The 19,914-nt window shown below is 72.1% G+C and carries 12 protein-coding genes; 10 read left to right on the forward strand and 2 right to left on the reverse strand.

The genetic code is table 11. The features are described 5' to 3' along the window. Nucleotides 1–304 precede the first annotated feature (304 nt). Entirely contained in the window at nt 305–943 is a 639-nt protein-coding gene (locus tag ACIRQY_RS02055) for a hypothetical protein (protein WP_403921712.1), read from the forward strand. Then, on the forward strand, nt 940–1,656 hold the full coding sequence (locus tag ACIRQY_RS02060) for a YkgJ family cysteine cluster protein (RefSeq protein ID WP_403921714.1): 717 nt from the start codon (nt 940–942) through the stop codon (nt 1,654–1,656). The genes ACIRQY_RS02055 and ACIRQY_RS02060 overlap by 4 nt, the downstream gene beginning before the upstream one ends. 56 nt (nt 1,657–1,712) lie before the next feature. Here ACIRQY_RS02060 and ACIRQY_RS02065 read toward each other — a convergent pair whose 3' ends face one another. Then, the gene (locus tag ACIRQY_RS02065) at nt 1,713–5,027 is read right to left on the reverse strand and encodes a right-handed parallel beta-helix repeat-containing protein (RefSeq protein ID WP_403921716.1); all 3,315 of its coding nucleotides are present in this window, start codon (nt 5,025–5,027) and stop codon (nt 1,713–1,715) included. A gap of 302 nt (nt 5,028–5,329) precedes the next feature. Between ACIRQY_RS02065 and ACIRQY_RS02070 the strand changes: the two genes are divergently transcribed. Beyond that, complete coding sequence (locus ACIRQY_RS02070; RefSeq protein ID WP_403921718.1) at nt 5,330–6,544, forward strand: S8 family serine peptidase; 1,215 nt, start codon at nt 5,330–5,332, stop codon at nt 6,542–6,544. Between the two features lie 380 nt (nt 6,545–6,924). On the opposite strand, the gene eccCa is transcribed toward ACIRQY_RS02070, so the two are convergent. Next, nucleotides 6,925–10,893 (reverse strand): type VII secretion protein EccCa, encoded by a 3,969-nt coding sequence (gene eccCa, locus ACIRQY_RS02075; RefSeq protein WP_403922276.1) that lies wholly within the window; start codon nt 10,891–10,893, stop codon nt 6,925–6,927. 311 nt (nt 10,894–11,204) lie between these two features. Here eccCa and eccD point away from each other — a divergent pair, with 311 nt between their 5' ends. The 7 genes from eccD to ACIRQY_RS02110 all read left to right on the forward strand — a co-directional run bounded on the left by eccD (nt 11,205) and on the right by ACIRQY_RS02110 (nt 19,897). After that, nucleotides 11,205–12,605, forward strand: a complete 1,401-nt coding sequence (eccD, locus tag ACIRQY_RS02080; RefSeq protein ID WP_403921720.1) for a type VII secretion integral membrane protein EccD — start codon at nt 11,205–11,207, stop codon at nt 12,603–12,605. 24 nt (nt 12,606–12,629) lie between these two features. After that, a complete protein-coding gene (gene eccB, locus ACIRQY_RS02085; protein WP_403921722.1) occupies nt 12,630–14,093 on the forward strand; it encodes a type VII secretion protein EccB in 1,464 nt (487 codons plus the stop codon). A 271-nt stretch (nt 14,094–14,364) separates the two neighbouring features. Further along, on the forward strand, nt 14,365–14,715 hold the full coding sequence (locus ACIRQY_RS02090) for a hypothetical protein (RefSeq protein ID WP_351792374.1): 351 nt from the start codon (nt 14,365–14,367) through the stop codon (nt 14,713–14,715). 82 nt (nt 14,716–14,797) lie between these two features. Further along, the gene (locus tag ACIRQY_RS02095) at nt 14,798–15,121 is read left to right on the forward strand and encodes a WXG100 family type VII secretion target (protein ID WP_366440704.1); all 324 of its coding nucleotides are present in this window, start codon (nt 14,798–14,800) and stop codon (nt 15,119–15,121) included. Nucleotides 15,122–15,221: 100 nt separating this feature from the next. Then, nucleotides 15,222–15,716, forward strand: a complete 495-nt coding sequence (locus ACIRQY_RS02100) for a type VII secretion system-associated protein (protein ID WP_351792368.1) — start codon at nt 15,222–15,224, stop codon at nt 15,714–15,716. Between the two features lie 203 nt (nt 15,717–15,919). Continuing rightward, nucleotides 15,920–19,306, forward strand: a complete 3,387-nt coding sequence (locus tag ACIRQY_RS02105; protein ID WP_403921725.1) for an AAWKG family protein — start codon at nt 15,920–15,922, stop codon at nt 19,304–19,306. A gap of 144 nt (nt 19,307–19,450) precedes the next feature. Further along, a complete protein-coding gene (locus ACIRQY_RS02110; protein WP_403921727.1) occupies nt 19,451–19,897 on the forward strand; it encodes a YbaB/EbfC family nucleoid-associated protein in 447 nt (148 codons plus the stop codon). The last annotated feature ends 17 nt before the right edge of the window (nt 19,898–19,914 follow it).

Below are 19,914 nucleotides of genomic sequence, written 5' to 3' on the forward strand. Positions count from 1 at the left end.
GCTGCGCACCTCGCTGTCCGCCCACGTGCACGTCCCCGTATGACTCCTGTGTACGTCTCTGTCCGCGCCACGGCTCGGACAGCCGATCGACTACGCTCGCTCGCGACCGGATCACCCGAAGCCACCCGGACCGGCGGTGTCGCGACACCGGCTACCCGACGGAAGGGCCGCGAGGGCCGGGAGAACCGGGGAAGCTCGCCGAGCCGGTCGCGTCGGGCGGACAGCCGGGCGGGTGAGGCCGTGCCTGACCGTCCGGTCCCGGAGCGCGGCTGCCGACAGACCACAGGGGGAACACGGTTTGACAGTGGACACCGCATCCGGTGCCGACGGCGCCTGGCAGTCCGCCCGCGCGAAGGGCCTCTGCTACCGGGGGCCGCGCATGGTCACCGGCGCGGACATCGTCCGCATCGCACGGACGCTCGCCCTGGAGCCGAGGCACTTCACCCAGACCGCCCCGGCGGCGGCCGACGACCCGACCGGCGTGGTCCTGGACAACGCCCGCCGCCGGGTCAACCTCAGGATCGCCAACGCGGCGCACGGCTGCGTCTTCCACGTCCGCACCCTGGAGGGAACCGGACGGTGCGGACTCGGCGAACTCGCCCCCGTCGTCTGCCGGATGTATCCCGTCTTCCCTGGACCTGGACCCGGCCCCGGTCCCGGACAGAGGGCGAGCCCGCCGGACGCCGGAGGGACCCCGGTCGGGGGCGCGGAGCGGGACGGTCCCGGGAGGCCGGGACGGCCGCTCGACGCGGCGGGCCTGGCGCGGGCGGAACGGCGGTGGGCCGCCGACCGCGACCACTGGTTCGAGACCGTCGCCCGCTGGAACGCCCTGCCCAAGGACATCGACGACCCGCCCGGGATCGAGGACTTCCAGCACTACCTCCTGGAGGCGCACGCGGCCCGGGAGACGGGCGCGCCCTGGCCCGAGGACGTGGTCGCGTGAGCGCCTCGGGACGCAGCCTCGGGGGCTGCGCGTCGTGCGCAGGCCGCTGTTGCCGGGAGTACACCGTCAACGTGACCATGGCGGACGTGCGCAGGCTCGCCGCCGGAATGGCCCTCCACCCACGGGAGTTCGTGACGCTCAGGGAGAAGGACGACGGCGACTTCCGGTTCCGGCGCGAGGGCCCGATGTACGACCTCAGGCTGCGCCACCGGCCGGACACCGAGGGGTGCGTGTTCCTGATGGAGATCGCCCCGGGTCACGCGCGCTGCGGCGCCTACGTCCACCGGCCGATGGTGTGCGCCACCTTCCCCGCCGCCCTGATGCGCAACACGGTGTCGATACGCGACAACACGCTGTGCGGCGACGCGAACGCCTGGAACCTCACCGTCATGGACCTCCCCGGGCTGCGGTCCGACATCCTGCGCAACCGAGCTGCCTGGTCCGAGCACCTGCGGACGGCGGACCGCTGGAACGCCCTGGTCGAGGCGAGCCACCACTCCCGCACCCACGACGACCTGTACGAGTTCATCCTGTCGTCGGACCCGTCGGACCCGTCGGACCCGTCGGACCCGTCGGACCCGTCGGACCCGTCGGACCCGTCGGACCCGTCAGGTGCCGTCGCGGGCGAGGCTCCGGCTCCGGCGGGGAGCCAGGTCACTTCCGAGTCCGCGGCCGAGGGCGCGGCCGGGAGCATGGGCGCGGCCTCCGCCTGACGCGCGCGCCCCGGCACCAGGGGCGTACACGGCAAGACGTGGCCCGGTCGGTCCGGTCAGCCCGTGGGCCCGGGGGAGGGCGTCGGGACGTCCGCCGGGAGCAGCAGCCGCAGGTCCTCCAGACCGGGCGCGGCCAGCGCGCCGATGCGCCGGGCCTGGCGCGTCATCATCGACTCCAGGATCTGGCGGGCGGTACGGGCGTTGCCGAAGGAGCGGTCCCTCGGGATGCGGGCGACATGGGCGCGCAGCGCGTCCAGGGTCTCCTCGGCGCAGTCGTAGCCGGACTGGGAGGCGTAGGTGTCCATGATGGTGACCAGTTCGTCCGAGGAGTAGTGCTCGAACTCCACGGTCCGGCTGAACCGGGACGCGAGCCCCGGGTTGGAGGCCAGGAAGCGCCGCATCTCGTCGGTGTAGCCCGCGGCGATGACGACGACCTCGTCGCGGTGGTCCTCCATCAGCTTCAGCAGGGTGTCCACGGCCTCCTGCCCGAAGTCGGAGCCCGAACCGCCGGGGGTGAGGGTGTAGGCCTCGTCGATGAACAGCACGCCGCCGAAGGCCCGTTCGAAGACCTCCTTGGTGAGCTGCGCGGTGTGTCCCACGTAGCGGCCCACCAGATCCGCGCGGGCCACCTCCACGAGCTGTCCGGTCCTCAGGACGCCGAGGGAGTGCAGCAGATCCGCGTAGAGCCGGGCGACGGTGGTCTTGCCGGTGCCGGGCGGGCCGGAGAAGACCAGGTGGTGGCTGATCTTCGGGGTGGGCAGGCCCGCCGCCCGGCGCTGGCGGGTGGCTTCCAGGAGGTGGGTGAGGTCGGTGACCTCGTGCTTGACGGCGGACAGGCCCACCATGGCGTCCAGTTCGGCCAGCAGGTCCTGGGAACTGCGGGCCGTGTCCGCGCCGCCCGGCGCCGCCTCGGGGGCGACGTCGGCGGGCAGCAGCAACGACAGGTCCGCCTCGGCGGGATCGGCCATCGAGCCGAGCCGGAAGGCCTGCCGGTCCACCATCTCCTCGAAGACGCGGCGGGCCGCGCGGCCGTTGCCGAACGTGGCGTCGCGGGGCATCCGCTCGTAGTGCAGGGCGAGGGCGTCCAGGGTGCTCGGGTCGAGATCGTAGCGGTGGGCGGCGCACATGGACTCGGTGATGGTGACCAGCTCCTCCACCGAGTAGTTGGCGAACTCGACGGTCCGGGTGAACCGGGAGGCAAGACCGGGGTTGGAGCCGAGGAAGTCGTCCATCTGACCGGTGTAGCCCGCGGCGATGACCACCACGTCGTCGCGGTGGTCCTCCATCAGCTTCAGGAGGGTGTCGATGGCCTCCCTGCCGAAGTCGGCCCCCGACCCCCGGCCGTCCGACAGCAGGGTGTACGCCTCGTCGACGAACAGCACACCGCCGAGGGCCTCGTTGAACGCCTCGGTGGTCTTGATGGCCGTGCCGCCGATGATCTGCGCGACCAGATCGGCGCGGGAGACCTCGACCAGATGGCCGGAGCGCAGCACTCCCAGCTCGGCGAGGATCCCGCCGTAGAGCCGGGCGACCGTCGTCTTGCCGGTGCCGGGCGGGCCGGAGAACACCAGGTGGCGGCTCATCGGCGGGGCGGGCATCCCGAGACTCGCGCGCCGCTGCGCGAGCTGGTTGAGGGTGACCAGGGTGTGGACCTGGTGCTTGACGTCGGCCAGGCCGACCAGCGCTTCCAGTTCCTCCAGCGGTCCCTCGGGAGTCCGGACGGCGCCGCTCGGGGCGCCGTCCGTCGTGCCGCCCGGACCGAGGTCCTCGCCCCAGGCGTCGGGGACGGCGTTGCCGCTGCTGTCGAGGTCCGACACGGTGAGGCGGTCGCTGCCCCGGGACTGCCGGAGGCCCGCGCCCCGGTTGTCGCGCACGGTGCACCGGGTGAGGGCGACCTTCTCGGTGCTGTCGACCCGGATGCCGTCGCCGGTGCTGCCCGTGACGTGGCACGCCTCCAGGGCGGCCCGTCCCCCCTCGGCGACCAGGACACCGTGGGCGCCGGACTCGGCGACGTGGAGCCGGTGACCGGTGACCTCCCCGCCGCTCTCCACCTGCAGACCGGCGGTGGCGCTCGCCCGGATCTCGCAGTCGCGGAGGGCGCCCCGGCCCCCGGCACCCACGGACACCCCGGCCAGCGCGGTCCGCCGTACGGTGGTGTCCCGGACGTCCGGCGCGCCGCCGTCGGCGATCCGGATGCCGGAGCCCTCCGCACCCTCCACCGCGCACGCCTCCATCCGGCCCCGGCCGTCCTCGGTCACCTCCAGACCGTGGCCGCGCGCGCCGGTGATCCGCACCCGGCTCAGCAGCGGGTTCGCGTGGGAGCGGACGGAGACGCCGACCCCGGCGGCGTCGATGACGTCCAGCCGGTCGAACTCCGCCGAGGAGCTCTCCGTCAGCAGCACGGAGGCGGTCCTGTCGGCGCAGTCGCGGACGGTGGTGCCGGTCAGCAGCGGCGCGCTGTTGCCGAGCACCCGGACGGCGGGGGCGGTCGCGGAGTCGAAGTCGCAGTCCTGGAAGGTGCCGCGGGAACGCTCGGTGACGGTGAGCCCGCTGCCCTTGGTCCGGGAGGTGACACAGCGCAGCACCTCCGGGTCGGCGCCGGAGGCCAGCACGATGCCGGGCCCCGTCGTGTCGGTGACGGTGACCTCTTCGAGGGTGGGCCGCGCGCCGCTGGTCACGTACACGCCGACGGAGGTGTCGTGGACCCGGGTGCGCAGCACATGGGTGGAGCAGGTGCCTTCGAGCGCGACGGCGGGTTTGCCCGTGGCGCTGATGTCACAGTCCTCCACCCGGCCCCGGGCCTCGCCGTTGGCGAGGATGCCGTTGCCCTCGGCGTCCCGGACCCGGCAGCCGCGCACGGTGGTACGGGCCTGCTCGCCGAGGACGATCGCCGAGGTGCCCAGATGCTCAAAGACCGAGTCGGCGACGACGCTCCCCGTGGGCGCGGTGTCCACCACTCCGGCACCGTTGGGGTTGGAGACACGGCAGTTACGGATGGCCAGCGAGCCCTGCTCACGGGCGAGGACCGCCGTCCAGCCGGAACCCACCACCGCGCACCCGTCCATGGCGACCTGGCCCCGGGGCGCGTCGACGACGGGCAGGTCCTCGCTGCCGCCGCGCAGCGTCAGACCGGTGAGCATCACGGCGTCCGCGACGAGCACCACGGCGGTGCCCCTCGGCGGGCAGATCTCGACGTCCCCGCGTTCCCCCTCACCGGCGATGGTGATGCGGGTGCGCACGGTCAGGTTCTCGCGGTAGCGGCCGGGCCGGACGCGTATCACCGCTCCCGCGCGCGCCTTCTCCAGGGCCTCGCCGATCGTCCGGAAGCCCTGCGGCTCGTCCGGGCCGACCGTGAGCAACTGCCGTGACACGCTGGAGCCTCCTCGTTGTGACGCTGCTGCCGCCGCCGGTCCCCTCGGCGCCCCCGGACCCGTGCCGCCGGACGGCCGGAGGGAGATCGGGCACACGAGGAAGGCTACGGGAACGGTGGCGCCGGTCGCCAGGTCGTCGGGCGCCGCACGGCGGCCTCTTCGCGCAGGTGGGACGGTGCCATACCCCGTACAGGGCAAGGGGGTTCGTTCCTCGGGAACGATACCCGCCGAGGTTCTCCCGTGGGCTGGTACGAGCGGGGCGGCGTGCCGCGCGGTGACGCTGCGAGCGTATCGTGCGGGCCATGCGACGTGCTCGTTCCTCCCGCCGCCCGGTACGTCACGCGGTGGCCGTGACCCTGGTGGCCGTGGTGCCCCTCACCACCCGGGCGGCACCCGCCGTGGCGGACTCCGTCGAACTGCCTTCCATCCCCTCGGTCGTCGCACCCGGTGAACCCTGCACACCGGCATCGAAAGTGATCGCCCGTCAGGAACCGTGGACCCGGCAGGCCCTGGGTCTGAAGCGCGCATGGACGCTCGCGGACGGCAGCGGTGTGACGGTCGGCGTGGTGGACACCGGCGTCGCGGCCACCGTCCCCGCCCTCGGCGGCCGGGTCACGGCGGTCGGCGCGGCGGGCAAGGACTGTGTGGGGCACGGGAGTTTCGCCGCGGGTCTGATCGCCGCCGCGCCCGCCGAGGGCGTCGGCCCGGCCGGGGTCGCGCCCGCCGCCCGCGTCCTCGCGGTGCGCGGCACCGACGAGCGCGGCGCCCCGACGGCGCGACTGCTCGCCGACGGCATCCGGGCCGCGGTCGACGGCGGGGCGAAGGTCGTCTACGTGGGGCGCGTGGTCCCCGACGGCAAGGAGGTCCTGACGGCGGCGGTGGAGTACGCGCGGCAGAAGGACGCACTGGTCGTCGCCCCCTACGCGCCGGACGCGCTGCCCCGGGACCGCGCCACCGGCCGCACGGTCCGCCCGGCACCCTGGTACTGGCCCGCCGCCGTGCCCGGCGTCCTCACGGTCATGGACCACGGCCCCGACGGCACCCGCCCGAAGAACGCCCCGCCGCCGGCGGGCGCCGACCTGGCGGCGCCCGGTGACGCCGTGGTCAGCGCCGGGCCCGAGGGCGCCGGCCACTTCATCGGCTCCGGCTCCTCGTTCGCGGCGGCCAACGTGGCCGGGGCGGCGGCCCTCGTCCGCTCACGGCATCCGGGGATGACGGCGGCCCAGGTGGCGCGTCAGCTCGTCGCGGCTGCCTATCCCGCGGTCCCGCCACGCGTCGACCCGTACGCGGCACTCACCGCCGTGCTCCCCGACGAGCGGGCCGCCCCGCCCGCCCTGCCTCCCGTGGCCATCGCCCCCGAGTCCTCCCCCGAGCCGCGCCGCCGCGCCCTGTGGATCGCGGGAGCGGGCGGAGGGCTGGCGCTGCTGGTGGCCGCGGCCGCCGTGGTGATCCCGCGCGGCCGGGCCCGGGGCTGGCGCCCGGCGGGCCGCGAGCCGGAGCGCGGCACCACCGGGTGACCCACGGGCTGGGCGGTGTACGCGGCCCGGCCGGGCAGCGGCTCGCGGCCGAGGCGAGCGGGAGCCGCGTACGGACGTGTCCGGCACGTCCGGGGGAGCCGGGCGCCCGTGCCTCCCGCGCGGAGCGCCTACGGGAGCGCGTGGCGGCCCGTACCGGCCGGGACGCCCGTGGCAGGGGCCGTGCGCCCCGCCCCACGCACCTCGTGCCGTGCCCGGCTCCCGCCCCGCGCCGTGGCACTTCGCGCGGCGCTCCTCCGTCCCGACCAGGAGCGGGTGCCGCCCGCCGGTGCGGAATCCGGGCCACGACGTGACCGACCTCCGCCCGGCGGTGGGGGACGGGACCCCCGGGAGGGCGCCGCGCTCGCCCGGCGGAGGCCCGCTCACTTCTCCGGCTCGCCCACCAGCGCCGTCTGGATCGTCGTCGTCTTGCGACGGGCGACCCGGACGGCCCGGCCCGGATTCATGGTCCTGCCCTTGATGTTGCCCAGCAGATAGCCCTCCGACGGCGGGCAGGACAGCAGCAGGGCGGGGGTGTTGACCTCCAGGAGCCGTCGCAGCAGCATCTCGTTGATCCCGCGCCCGGCGCCCGAGGCGCCCCGGGCCACCACGATGTGCAGGCCGACCTCCCAGCCCAGGGCCAGCTGGTTCAGCAGCGGCTCGAACGGCGCGTTGCCGATCCCGGCGCCCACCATGTCGTAGTCGTCGACCAGGATGAACAGCCGGGGCCCGGACCACCAGTCGGCCCGCTTCATCCGCCCCGGGGCGATGTCCGGTCCGGGGACACGGGTCCGCACCGCGCGGGCCGCGCCGTCGATGAGGTCCCTGAGGGCGTCCGTCGACACGGCGTGGCCGAGCCGGTACTCCTCCGGAACCGCCTCCACCAGGTCGCGGCGGTAGTCCACGAGCATGATGCGCGCCTCGGCCGGTGTGTACCGGTCCATGACGGCCTTCGCCACGAGCCGCAGCAGATTGGTCTTGCCGCTCTCGGTGTCCCCCACGACCACCATGTGCGGGCTCTCGCTGAAGTCGTGCCAGACGACCGAGAGACGCTCCTGCTCCAGGCCGACGGGCATCCGGAAATCGCCACCGGCAGGCGGGAGTTCGCGTACCGGGAGCTTCGTCGGCAGCATCCGCAGCCTCGGGGCCGCAGGGCCGTGCCAGCTCTCCTTCACCGCGGCCACCAGACCCGCGAGCCCGTCGGAGAGGTCGTCGACGGACTCCGTGCCGTCGATGCGGGGGAGAGCGGTGAGGTAGTGCAGCTTGCCCTCGCGGGTGAGGCCCCGGCCGGGGACGCGGGGCACGGTGGCGGCCCGCCGGGTGTCGATCTCGGAGTCCATCGCGTCACCCATCCGCAGCTCCAGATGCGTGCCCGCCTGATCGCGGATGGCCGCGGTGAGCTCCACCCAGCGGGCGGTGGTCACGATGAGGTGGATGCCGTAGTTGAGGCCCCGGGCGGCGATGGCGGAGAACGTCTGGATGTTGCGGTCGAAGTCCTGGCGGACCGTGGACCAGCCGTCGATGACGAGGAACACGTCCCCGTGCGGCTGGTCGGCGAACTCGCCCGCCGCCCGGCGGCGGCGGTACGTCGCCATCGAGTCGATGCCCTGGTCCAGGAAGAACCGCTCACGGTCCGCGAGCAGCGTGGTGACCTCGGAGATCACCCGGCCCACCCGCTCGGTGTCGAGGCGCGCGGCGACCCCCGCCGTGTGCGGCAGCCCCGCCAGCGACGCCAGGGTGCCACCGCCGAAGTCCAGACAGTAGAACTGCACCTCGCGCGGGGTGTGGGTGAGGGCCAGCGCGGTCAGGATCGTCCGCACCATGGTGCTCTTGCCGCTCTGCGGACCACCCGCGACGGCCACATGGCCGCCGACACCCGACAGATCGACGGTCAGCAGGTCCCGCGACTGGTCGAAGGGCCGGTCCACGATGCCGACCGGGACGGTCAGCGCCCCGCGCAGCGGCCAGCCCACCGCGGTGAGGCCCAGCTCCGGATCGGGCGTCAGCGGCGGCAGCACCTGGTCGAGGGTGACGGGCAGGTCGAGCGGCGGCAGCCACACCTGATGGGCGGGCGGCCCCGCGCCGATCATCCGCCGCACGGCGACGGACAGCAGGGTCTCGGAGGTCTCCTCCACGGGCTCCGGTTCCGGCTCCGGGACGTCGGCGGGCTGCCGGGGCACCACGTACGACGCCGTCCACGGCATCGTCTGGTGCGCCACCCTGGCCTGGTTCGCCCGGCCGCGCCGCTGCTCGTACGGCCCGGAGACGTACGCGGCACGGAACCGGGTCAGCGCCTCCACACCGGACTTCAGGAAACCGCCGCCGGGCTGCGGCGGCAACTGGTAGGCGTCCGGCACCCCGAGGACTCCACGGCTCTCCATCGCGGAGAAGGTGCGCAGCCCGATGCGGTACGAGAGATGGCTCTCCAGCTGGTGCATCCGCCCCTCGTCCAGCCGCTGCGAGGCCAGCAGCAGATGGACCCCCAGACTCCGCCCGAGACGCCCGATCATGACGAAAAGCTCCATGAACTCGCGGTGCGAGGAGAGGAGTTCGCTGAACTCGTCGACGATGACGAAGAGGCTCGGCAGCGGATCCAGCGGTGTCCCGCCAGCCCGCGCCCTCTCGTACTCCAGCGCCGAGGTGTAGTTGCCCGCCGAGCGCAGCAGCTCCTGGCGACGGATCAGCTCGCCGTGCAGAGCGTCCTGCATCCGGCCGACCAGAGCCGCCTCCCCGGCGAGGTTGGTGATCACCGCCGAGACGTGCGGGAGTTCGTCCAGACCCAGGAACGTGGCGCCGCCCTTGAAGTCCACCAGGACGAAGTTGAGCGTCTCCGAGGAGTTCGACAGCGCCATCGCCAGGACCAGGGTGCGCAGCAGTTCGCTCTTGCCGGAACCGGTCGCGCCGATGAGCATCCCGTGCGGACCGGTGCCGCCCTGCGCCGACTCCTTGATGTCCAGCTCCACCGGCGCACCGTCCGGGCCGACCGCGATCGGCACCTTGAGCCGCTGCGAGCCGGTGCCCCGCTCCCACAGGGACCGGGGATCGTGCTGGTACAGATCGGTGATGCCGAGGAGCCTGGTCAGCTCCACGTCCGAGGAGAGCGGCTCCGTGGCGTCGCCGCCGCCCAGCCCCATCCGGTACGGCGCCAGCCGCTTGGCCAGCGCCGTCGCACCGACCGTCCCCAGCCCGTCCGGCCGCCCGAGCCGGGTGGTCTGCTCCTTGCGCTCCCGGTCGGTGCGGACCAGCCCGAAGGAGTCCCCGCTCACGTCGAACCGCAGCGTGACCCGCCCCGGCCGCCAGCTCAGCGCACCGGAGAGGTCCAGGACGACGGCGTTGCGGAAGCCCGAACCCTCCGCCCGGTGCTGGGCGGGCACGGAACCCCCGTCCACCACGATGACGGTGAACGGTTCGTCACGGCTGGGCGGTGCGTCCGGGTCGAACGGCGGACGCTCCAGGAACTCGGCACCGAGCAGGTCCTCCAGCTCGTTGAAGGTGGACACGGACATCCTGGCCGGGCCCGCGCCGTCGGTCTCCTGCGGATGCAGATGGTGCGGAAGCCACTTCACCCACTCCCAGTCCGCCCGCCGCTCGTCCGACACGCACAGCGCCACCCACACGTCGTCCGGGGCGTGGAACGTGGCCAGCTGCGCGACGATCGCGCGGGCCACCGCCCGTATCCGGTCCTCGTCGCCCCGGAACAGCACCCGCGCCCAGGCCCGCAGATAGATCGCGATCGGCTGCTCGGGAACGGTCGAGTACGCCCGGATGAAACTGCGCAGCGCGTGCGCCGACAACGGCTCCAGGTCCTCGACCGGAGTGGTCGACGTCGGCGTCAGCCGCAGCCCCAGCCGCTGCTCCCCGACGGCCACCCGGATCTCGCCGAAATCCTCGTCCTGCGGCCTGCGTTCCCACAGCCGGGTCGTTCCCGCCAGCTGCCACAGCGCCGAGGGCGGAGGATGACGCCAGGCCAGCGCCTTCTGCTGGTCGGACACGGCCGCGCGGACCTTCCGCCGGATCTGTGTCAGGTAGCGCAGGTAGTCGCGGCGCTCCCCCTTCAGACGCTGCTTGCGCTCACTGGCCTTCCGGACCATCTGGCCCAGCATCATGGCCGCCGACGACAGCACCATCAGCCCCATGGCCAGATACATGAAGTGGCTGCCGCCCCCACCGCTCATACCCGGTTTCATGAACATGAGCATCATGGAGACCGACATCAGCGCCATCGGCAGATAAGTCCACACCGCGGAGCTGTCCGGCACCACTTCGGGCAGCGTCGGCGGCTCCTGCAACTTCATTTCGCCGTCCGGCATTTCGGGGCCACGTCGTCGCGCCGGACGGCGGAACAGGACCACACTCAACGAAAGATCTCCTCGGTAGCGGGACAACGTCGGCGCAACGGTGCGACAACACCGGTGAAAAAACCGGCGGGTGAGAACTCCGTCACATCCGCACCGGCGACCGGTCAGCGAACTCCGCCCACCCGGTATATCAGTTGATCGACCCGACCAGTAATGTGCACCCGCCCGGCGGCGCATTCCACACCCGCATACGATCACGCGCATACGATGACGTGTCCACCGAGCCGTCCTTCGCCGCACGCCGGGTGCGACGGCAACCCGGGAACCCCGTTCGCAGACCCCCGGAAGAAGCGTGAGCAAGGCCGATGACTGACAACCAGGCGGCAGGACTGTGCCGCCTGACCGTACGCGCCCCGAACAGGACCATGGACCTCGCGGTCCCCTCCGACGTCCCCGTGGCCGACCTGCTGCCCGCCGTCCTCGGCTACGGCGGCGACGACCTCGCGGAGACCGGCCTCGACCACGGCGGCTGGGTGCTGCAACGCCTCGGCGGCGAACCGATGGACGAGGAACGCACCCTCGACTCCTACGACCTGCGCGACGGCGAGACCCTCTACCTCAGACCACGCGTCGACGCCCTCCCCGAGGTACACGTCGACGACCTCGTCGACGGCATCTCCACCACCATGCGGGACCGCCCGCACGGCTGGACCCCGGCGGCCGGCACCCGGCTGCTCCGCGGCTTCGCCGTCACCGCCCTGCTCGCCGGGGCGCTCGTCCTCGCCCTGCCCGACGGCTCACCGGTGGCCCGCGCGACCGGCGCGGCCCTGGCCGGACTGCTGCTGATCGCCGGTGCCGGAGCGGCGAGCCGCGCGGTCGGCGACGCCGCCGCGGGAGCGGCCATCGGCTTCATGACCGGCCCCTACCTCGCCCTCGCGGGCTGGCTCCTGCCCGGCGGCGACCTGGGCGGACCGCACGGCCACGAAGTGCTGGGCGCCCGGCTCCTCGCCGCCTGCGCGGCGGGCGCGGGCGGCGCCGTCGTCGCCCTCGCCGCCGTCGGCTCCTTCGCCGCCCTCTTCCTCGGCCTCGCCGTCGTCATGGTCTTCGGCGCCCTCGTCGGCGCCCTGATGCTCGTCACCGATCTCGGACTCGCCGAGTTCGCCGGGATCGCCGCCCTGGCGGCCGTACTCCTCGGGGCGTTCGTCCCCACCCTCGCCTTCCGGATGTCCGGACTGCGGATGCCGCCGCTGCCGACCAACGCCGAACAGCTCCAGGAGGGCATCGAACCCCACCGGACCTCGGTGGTCGCCGCCCGCGCGGTGATCGCCGACGGCTGGATGACCTCGCTGTACGGGGCCGTCGGCGTCGTGTGCGCGGTGTGCCTGGCCGTCCTCGCCCACGACGGCGGCCTCGCCGAAGCCGTCATGGCGGTCGTCCTCGCCCTGCTGCTGTTGCTGCACGGACGGGGCCCGGGGAACGTCTGGCAGCGACTGTCCCTCATCCTCCCCGGGGCCGGGGGACTCCTGCTGCTGGTCCTCCTCGGCGCCCCGTCCCGCACGGCCGACGGACGGCTCCTGCTCGCCGCGGGCCTGCTGGCCGCCGCCGCCGGACTCGCCATCGCCTCCTGGACGGTGCCCGGCCGACGACTCGTCCCGTACTGGGGCCGGGCGGCGGAGATCCTGCACACCGCGGCCGCGCTCGCCCTCCTGCCGCTGGCCCTCTGGGTGCTCGGCGTGTACGGCGCCCTGCGCGGACTGAACGGCTGACGGCCCGAACCGGAGGAACGCACAGTGCAGTCCAAGCGCGACCAGGTCCAGGCACACATGTTCGTCATGGGACGGCTGACCTCGGGCCTGCTGAGAGCCGATCCCGACGCCCCGGAGAGCCCCCAGGGAAGAACCAACCGGGGCATCGCCATCAGCGTGATCATCGCCCTGCTGATCTGCGCGGGATCCTTCGTCTTCGGGCTGCTCAGACCCGGTACGAAGGACTCCTGGCGGGCCGACGGCACGCTGGTGGTCAACAAGGACACCGGCGGCCGCTACCTCTACCTCGACGGACGCCTCCGCCCGGTGCGCAACCACACCTCGGCCAGGCTGCTCCTCGGCCCCGGGATGAAGACCGCCTCCGTCGGTAGCCGGTCGCTCGGCGGCACCGCCCACGGTGCGCCCGTGGGCATCCCCGGCGCACCGGACGAACTGCCCGGCTCCCTCACCGAAGGACCCTGGCAGGTGTGCTCGGCCACGGACGGCGCCGGTACGACGGCCACCGCCCTCGCCGTGGGGAAGGACCCGGGGGGTGCGGGCCTCACCACCGCGCAGGGCCTGCTCGTCACCGCCCCCGACCGGACCCCCTACCTCGTGTGGCAGGGCGGCAAGCTGCGCCTGGACACGGCGGGCGGCGCCCGCGAGGCCCTCGGCTACGGCGCGCGCGCGTCCCTGCCGGTCTCCGCGGCCTTCCTCAACGCACTGCCCTCCGGCCCCGACCTGACGGCCCCGGCCGTACCCGGGCGGGGCCGCCCCGGTCCCTCCCTGGGCGGCCGGGACACCCGCGTCGGCCAGGTCTTCCAGGTGTCCGCGCCCGGCGGAGCCCACCGCTACCACGTCCTGCGCCAGGAGGGCCTTGCCCCCGTCAGCGCCACCCTGGCCGCGCTGCTCCTCGGCGATCCGGCCACCAGGAAGCAGGCGTACGCGGGCGGCGCGGTGAGCGCCGTCACCCTCGCGGCCTCCGAGGTGGTCGGACGCCTGGCGCCCGGCACCGGGGGCGGCACGCCCGGAGGCCTGCCCGACAGCCCCCCGACGGCGGTCGAGCCCGGCGTCGGCGAGGCGCCCTGTGTGGGGATCCGGGCCGACACGGACGGGACACGGGTGAGTGTGTCCCTGACGGACGCCGACGGCCTCGGCAGACCCGCGCAGGCCCCCACGGAGGGACTGGCCCCGGCCTGTGTCACCGTCAACCGGATCGTGGTGCCGCCCGGCGGCGGCGCGCTGGTGCACGCGCTCGGCGCGGACGGCTCCGACCTCGGCAGCACCCTCTACCTGGTGACGGACAGCGGGGTGAAGTACCGGGTGCCGTCGGCGGACTCGCTGAAGGCACTGGGATACACCACCGGGCAGGCGCGACGGCTTCCCTCGTCACTGCTGTCGATGCTGCCCACCGGCCCCGACCTGACCGCCTCGGCGGCGATTTCCGGCCGTGCGACGGTGACGGCTCCGCCGTGTGACGCATTCGGTGGAGAAACACGCAACCGATGACTGCCTCAACTCGTCCCCACCATAGGCGTATCGACATTTGAGGAACATCTGAGGAAGAGTTCACGCAGATCAAGTGGCCTGTGAATGAGAGGAATTGACGGAGGGTCTGTATAACGGCCTTTCTTCCTGGTAAGCGTTGCTCACGCGGCCATGACTCTTCTAGCATCTTCGTCTGCACCGGCCGGTCGGATGACGGCACTTCGGCGTCCGGTCGCGGGCCGCGCCAGCGCCTCGGGCCTGGCGGTGAGGAACCACCGAAAGGGGCAAGCCCATGGCGGGCGTACAGAGGGCAGAAGAACAGGCGACGCGGAACGGCATCCAAGCCCTGGAGATGGCCTACTCGGGCGTCCAGAGCCGCAGACAGGACGTCGAGAACACCAAGCACGGCATGACCGCCGCGCTCCAGGGCAGCGACGGTCTCTCCTTCCAGCGCCTGCTCGACAGCTGGGACGAGCACGCCGAGGTCATCTCGAAGAACCTCAAGGACATGATCGACCAGCTCAACGAGACGCTCAGGTCCCAGGGCATGGCCCAGGGCTCCTCGAACGAGGCCATCAACCAGGCGTACTCCCAGTCGCAGAGCGTCTTCGACAACCTGATGGGCAGCACGGAGAACAAGTGACCCCTCCGGGCCGCCCTCCCGTCGGCCCACGGCAGGACACGCCACCCCACGATCCGCTCCCCGCAGCGAGAAGAGGACACCGATGTCGGAGAACTTCACCGACGGGCGCATCTACGTCAGTTACGCCCACGTCGACAACGCTGTCGACGACATGCGTCTGCAGACGACCGAGATCCAGAAGATCATCAGCAGCCTGAACGACGAGCTCCAGGCGCTGAAGAACTCCTGGGAGGGCGAAGATCGCGAGGTCTACGACGAGAAGCAGGCGGCGTGGAACAACGCGGTCGCCAAGATGGCCTCCTGGCTCCAGGAGAACGCGGCGACCCTGGACCAGGTGCGCGCGCTCTACACGAGCAACGAACGCCAGCAGACCCAGGGCTGGCAGGACCTCAGGGTCGGCCGCTGACCCGCGATGCCGTACGGCGGCCGTCCCACGGAGCGGGTGCGTGGGACGGCCGCCCGTCATGCGTCACCCGTGAAGGAGAGCCGGAGAGAGGTACGAGGACATGACTGACGGCAAGCCCCCCACCCAGCTCGACAAGGCGTGGATCCAGCGTTTCAAGGACGACGACATCGGGACCTTCCGGAAGCTGCTCACGGCGGTCACCACGGACAGCACCGACCCCGTCGTCCTCTCCACGAGCACCCTGAACGGAGGGAAGGGCGTCCTCGAAGGGCACCGGGTGGGAGAGCTGCTCCCGCTGGCGATCGGCGCGCTCGCCACGGACGCGGTGACCAACGGGCAGCACGTGAACGACTCCGTGAAGACCATGGTGGCGACGCTCGACGCGATCCTTCTCAAGCACGTGGAGCTGTTCAAGGACATCGACTCGGCCCTCAAGGAGACGATCAAGTCCCTGTTCGAGACACAGGGGAAGACCCTGGCCACCATCGAGGGACAGAAGCTGTACGACATCTTCGACGACGAGGACGTGGAGACCGACCTCACCTCACCGCCGGACGTCAAGGGCGGCGGCTCAGGCAGCACGGACAAGAAGTAGCCGCCCGCGCGCCCTGACCCCGTCCCGGACCCGTCCCGCACCCGGACCCGTCCCGCATCCGTCTCACCGGCGGCCCTCCGCGGCTCGGTCCCGCGCCTACCCCGCCGAACCGGCCCCGTCGCACCGGCCTCCGGCCCCGACGTCTTTCCCCTGCCGCCCCGTCCGCCCCGCACCCCGCCGCAGAGAACCGATGGAGCTCGACCATGGCCGACGAGAAGAACACCGGGCCCGAGGACTACTGGCTGAAGGCCGTCAAGCTCTTCACCGGGTACACGGCGGACCCCCGGCACACCCTCTTCGACGAGATCACCGGCAACCACGGCATCAAGCAGATGAAGGTGGAGATCACCGAGCAGACGAAGGTCGACTCGATCACGGGCAACGAGTTCGACTGGATGGGCCAGAACGCCGGGTGGAACATCGAGAGCACGGACTTCGTCATCCCCTTCTACGTCAGGGGCGGCACCGAGGGCGTCACGTACTACAAGGCCCGCTTCACGCTGCTCGGCTCCAGGACCGCCGACGGCGCGCCGAAGCAGGGCGAGGTCGTCGGCTCGGAGGGCAAGAGCAACTACGGCAAGGAACTCGACGACGGCCATTTCAAGCCGAGCAGCAACGGAACGGTCTGGAACACCTTCAAGGTGACCAAGTACTCCTTCGGCACGGGCCGCGCGCTGGGCGCCCTGCTGCACGACAAGGAAGGCACCATCGGCTTCACCTGGGGCGGGGAGAAGGTCGGGGTCTCCGCCGACAAGGGCGTGCGGCTTGACTCCTTCGACCTGGTGGCGGACTCCTTCGACCGGGTCGCCGGATTCTTCTGGATGGGCCGGATCCTCACGGACCAGTGGCAGGACAGCGTCAGCTCCTCCCCGAACGACGCCTGGCGGGGGCAGGCGGCCGGCGTCTTCTGGGACCTCGTCCACGAACTGAGGCGGAGGTACGACAACTACTCCGAGGACATGGAGTACGTGGTCGGCACGTCCAAGCAGGGCCGTATGGTCCGGCAGGCGGGCGAAGCGCTCCGGACCCAGTCGCAGAACCTGTTCAACGCCTGGGAGAGATGGGCGGACACCCAGGGCAACCCGCTGAAGTCCCTCTCCGACCTCCTCACCGAGATCGCCAAGGCGTCCTGGGACAGGAACCTGACGCAGGTCGACTCCGAGTACGAGATCTACGGCGACACCGGAGCCTGGGAGTACACGCCGAGGGGCGAGTTCACCTCGCAGGCCACGGACGAGAACGGCAAGACCTACGGCGACATGTCGGAGCTCGACACCTGGAAGAAGGTCGGCGAAGAGGCGATCCGCCGCTGGGAGACGGGCGTCAAGACGGGGCTCTGGGACCCGGCCGAGGAGGCCCTGCGCAATCTGAGCCTCGCGTGGAGCTCGTCGCAGTTCAACCTCGGCTCCCTCAACACCAAGGGGGACAAGGGGCTCGGCGACTCCTTCAAGGAGGACAAGGCCTTCAAGGCGAAGAAGGACGCCGACGACAAGGCCGCGAAGGACAAGGCGGACGCGGACGCCAAGCTGGAGAAGCTGAAGAAGGACGCCGACGACAAGGCCGCCAAGGACAAGGCGGACGCGGACGCGCGGTACGAGAAGGACAAGAAGGAAGCGCTCGACCGGGAAGCCAGGGCGAAGGCCGAGGCGGAGGCGAAGCAGGCCGAGGCCGAGGCCAAGCAGGACCGGATCCGCAAGGAGCAGGAGGCCAAGCAGGCCGAACTGGAGAGGAAGCGGGAGGAGAAGGAGCGGGAACAGGAGGCCAAGCAGGCGGAACGGGAGGCGAAGCAGGAGGCCAAGGAAGAGGAGCAGGAGCGCAAGCAGGCCGAACGCGAGGCCAAGCAGGACCGGCTCCGGGAGGAACAGGAAGCCAAACAGGACCAGATCCGCAAGGAACAGGAGGCCAAGCAGGACCAGATCCGCGCCGAGCAGGAACGGAAGCAGGCGGACGCCCAGCGCAGGGCCGAGGAGAAGCAGGCCGAGGCACAGGCGATCCAGATCCAGCAGGTCAAACAGCAGAAGGAGGAACAGCAGAGGCGGGAGAAGGAGCAGGAGCGGAAACAGGCCGAACAGGAGGCCAAGCAGGACCGGCTCCGGGAGGAACAGGAGGAGAAGCAGGACCGGATCCGCGCCGAGCAGGAACGCAAGGAGGAAGAGGCACGGGAGCGGCAGGAACAGCTCCGCAAGGAACAGGAGGCGAAACAGGACCAGATCCGCAAGGAACAGAAGGCCGAGCAGGACGAGGCCCGGCAGAAGCAGGAACAGGTCCGCGCCGAACAGGAACGGAAACAGGAGGAGCGGGAGCAGCGCCAGGAGGAGAAGCAGGAGAAGGCCGAGGCCAGGCAGGAGGAACTCCGCAAGGAGCAGGAGGCCAAGCAGGACCGGATCCGTGCCGAGCAGGAGAAGAAGCAGGGCGAGGCGCAGGACCGGCAGGACCAGGTCCGCAAGGAGCAGGAAACCAGGCAGGACCAGATCCGCGCCGACCAGGAGAAGCGGCAGGACGACGCGCAGGACCGGCAGGACCGGATCCGCGCCGAGCAGGAGCGGAAGCAGGAGGAGTACCAGCACCGGCAGGAGCAGCTCAGCCGTGGCCTGAACGGCGATCAGGACCGCCCGTCCCACGACATCGGCGGTCCGGGGGACCAGCCCCGCCACGACGGTGTCTCCGGTCCGGTCAACGGCGACGACTCGCTGACCAACCCCGGCGGCAGCGTGTCCCATCTGGACCCCCAGGGCCGGGTGGTGACGGACTTCCCGGACGGCAGCAGGACCGTGGTCGACCCGCACACCCAGATGTCCACCGTCGTCAGGCCCGACGGCACCTCGTACTCCGGTCCGCTCAACGCGGGCGACTCGCTGACCAATCCGGACGGCAGCAGGACCCATCTGGACGCACAGGGCCAGGTCGTCACCGAGTACCCCGACGGCAGTTCCGCACGGGTGGACGCCGACACCGGCGCCACGTCGATCAGCAGCCCGGACGGCACCACGACCACGGGCTACCTCAACGACCCCGACACCACCCCGGCGGAGTACCGCTCCGGTGGCGACCAGCAGGTGAACGGCGGCTCTTCGCACATCCCCACCTACGACTACGGCTCCGGCTACGAGGAGGAGCTGTACGACGACTCGCCCTACCGGGAGCCGTCCCTGTCCGGCGCCTCCGACGGAACCGGAGGCGGGACGGGCGGGAACCGGGGAACCCCGCTCAACAGCGGCCCGATGCCGGGCATGGGCGGCAGCCCGGGCATGGGCGGGATGCCGATGGGCGGAATGCCCATGGGAGGCATGGGTGGCATGGGCGGGCAGGGCGGTGACGGACCGTCCGAGCGGGTCCGCAACGTCATCGACGGCGATGTGGTGAGCAACCGGCGCGCCGGGGCGTCCCCGCAGGGCAGGGGAGCGTACGGGGAACGGCAGCCCGTCACCACCAGCGGCGCCCACCCGTTCCCGTCGCCGACGGGAGGCGCCGGTGGGCCGGGGCGGACCGAGACCGAGAGCGGCGACCGTGACCGCGAGGTGTGGGAGCCGGAGGACGACGACGTCTGGGGCACCGACGAGGGAGGCGCACCCGCCGTGATCGGCCGTTGACTTCGAGATGCGAGGGGTGCGAACTCACCCGTATAAAGGCCGAGTTCGCACGAATGGGCGCTGGAACCGGGGCCGTTCGGGAACCGGCCGACCAAGGTCCGCGTCTACGTAATGATCTTCATTCATCTCTGACGGGAGTGCCCGATGTCCGAGCCGTTGCAGGAGCGCATCGCCCGGGCCATGGCCGAACTGGAGGCCACCCAGGCGGCCGTCGCCCGTGCGCGCGCCGATCTCAGCGAGGCGTCCGCGACCGTCCGTTCCTCGGACCGCGCGGTCGAGGTCACCATCGGCGCACAGGGCGAGCTGTCGGGGCTGAGGTTCTCCGACAACAAGCACCAGAACATGACGGGACCGCAGCTGGCCGCCTCCATCATGGAGGCCGTCCAGCAGGGGCGGGCCCTGATGGCGCGCCGGGTGATCGACACCTTCGCACCCCTCGCCGGTCCCGGCCCCGAGGGATCGGTGCGGCGGGGCCTCGACCTCGACTGGAACCAGGTGTTCGGACCGACGCTGGACGGCGGGAAGGCGGGCCCCCAGGGCCGCCCGGGGCGCGACCGGCTGCGCGACGAGATCGACGAAGACACCGACTGAGCGGCGGAGGACGGACG

Source organism: Streptomyces sp. NPDC101490 (assembly GCF_044767145.1).
Taxonomy (GTDB): Bacteria; Actinomycetota; Actinomycetes; order Streptomycetales; family Streptomycetaceae; genus Streptomyces.

Coding starts and splice junctions, on each gene's coding strand:
- ACIRQY_RS02070 (WP_403921718.1), top strand. CDS start 5,330: ATGCGACGTGCTCGTTCCTCCCGCCGCCCGGTACGTCACGCGGTGGCC.
- eccD (WP_403921720.1), top strand. CDS start 11,205: ATGACTGACAACCAGGCGGCAGGACTGTGCCGCCTGACCGTACGCGCC.
- ACIRQY_RS02090 (WP_351792374.1), top strand. CDS start 14,365: ATGGCGGGCGTACAGAGGGCAGAAGAACAGGCGACGCGGAACGGCATC.
- ACIRQY_RS02095 (WP_366440704.1), top strand. CDS start 14,798: ATGTCGGAGAACTTCACCGACGGGCGCATCTACGTCAGTTACGCCCAC.
- ACIRQY_RS02100 (WP_351792368.1), top strand. CDS start 15,222: ATGACTGACGGCAAGCCCCCCACCCAGCTCGACAAGGCGTGGATCCAG.
- ACIRQY_RS02105 (WP_403921725.1), top strand. CDS start 15,920: ATGGCCGACGAGAAGAACACCGGGCCCGAGGACTACTGGCTGAAGGCC.
- ACIRQY_RS02110 (WP_403921727.1), top strand. CDS start 19,451: ATGTCCGAGCCGTTGCAGGAGCGCATCGCCCGGGCCATGGCCGAACTG.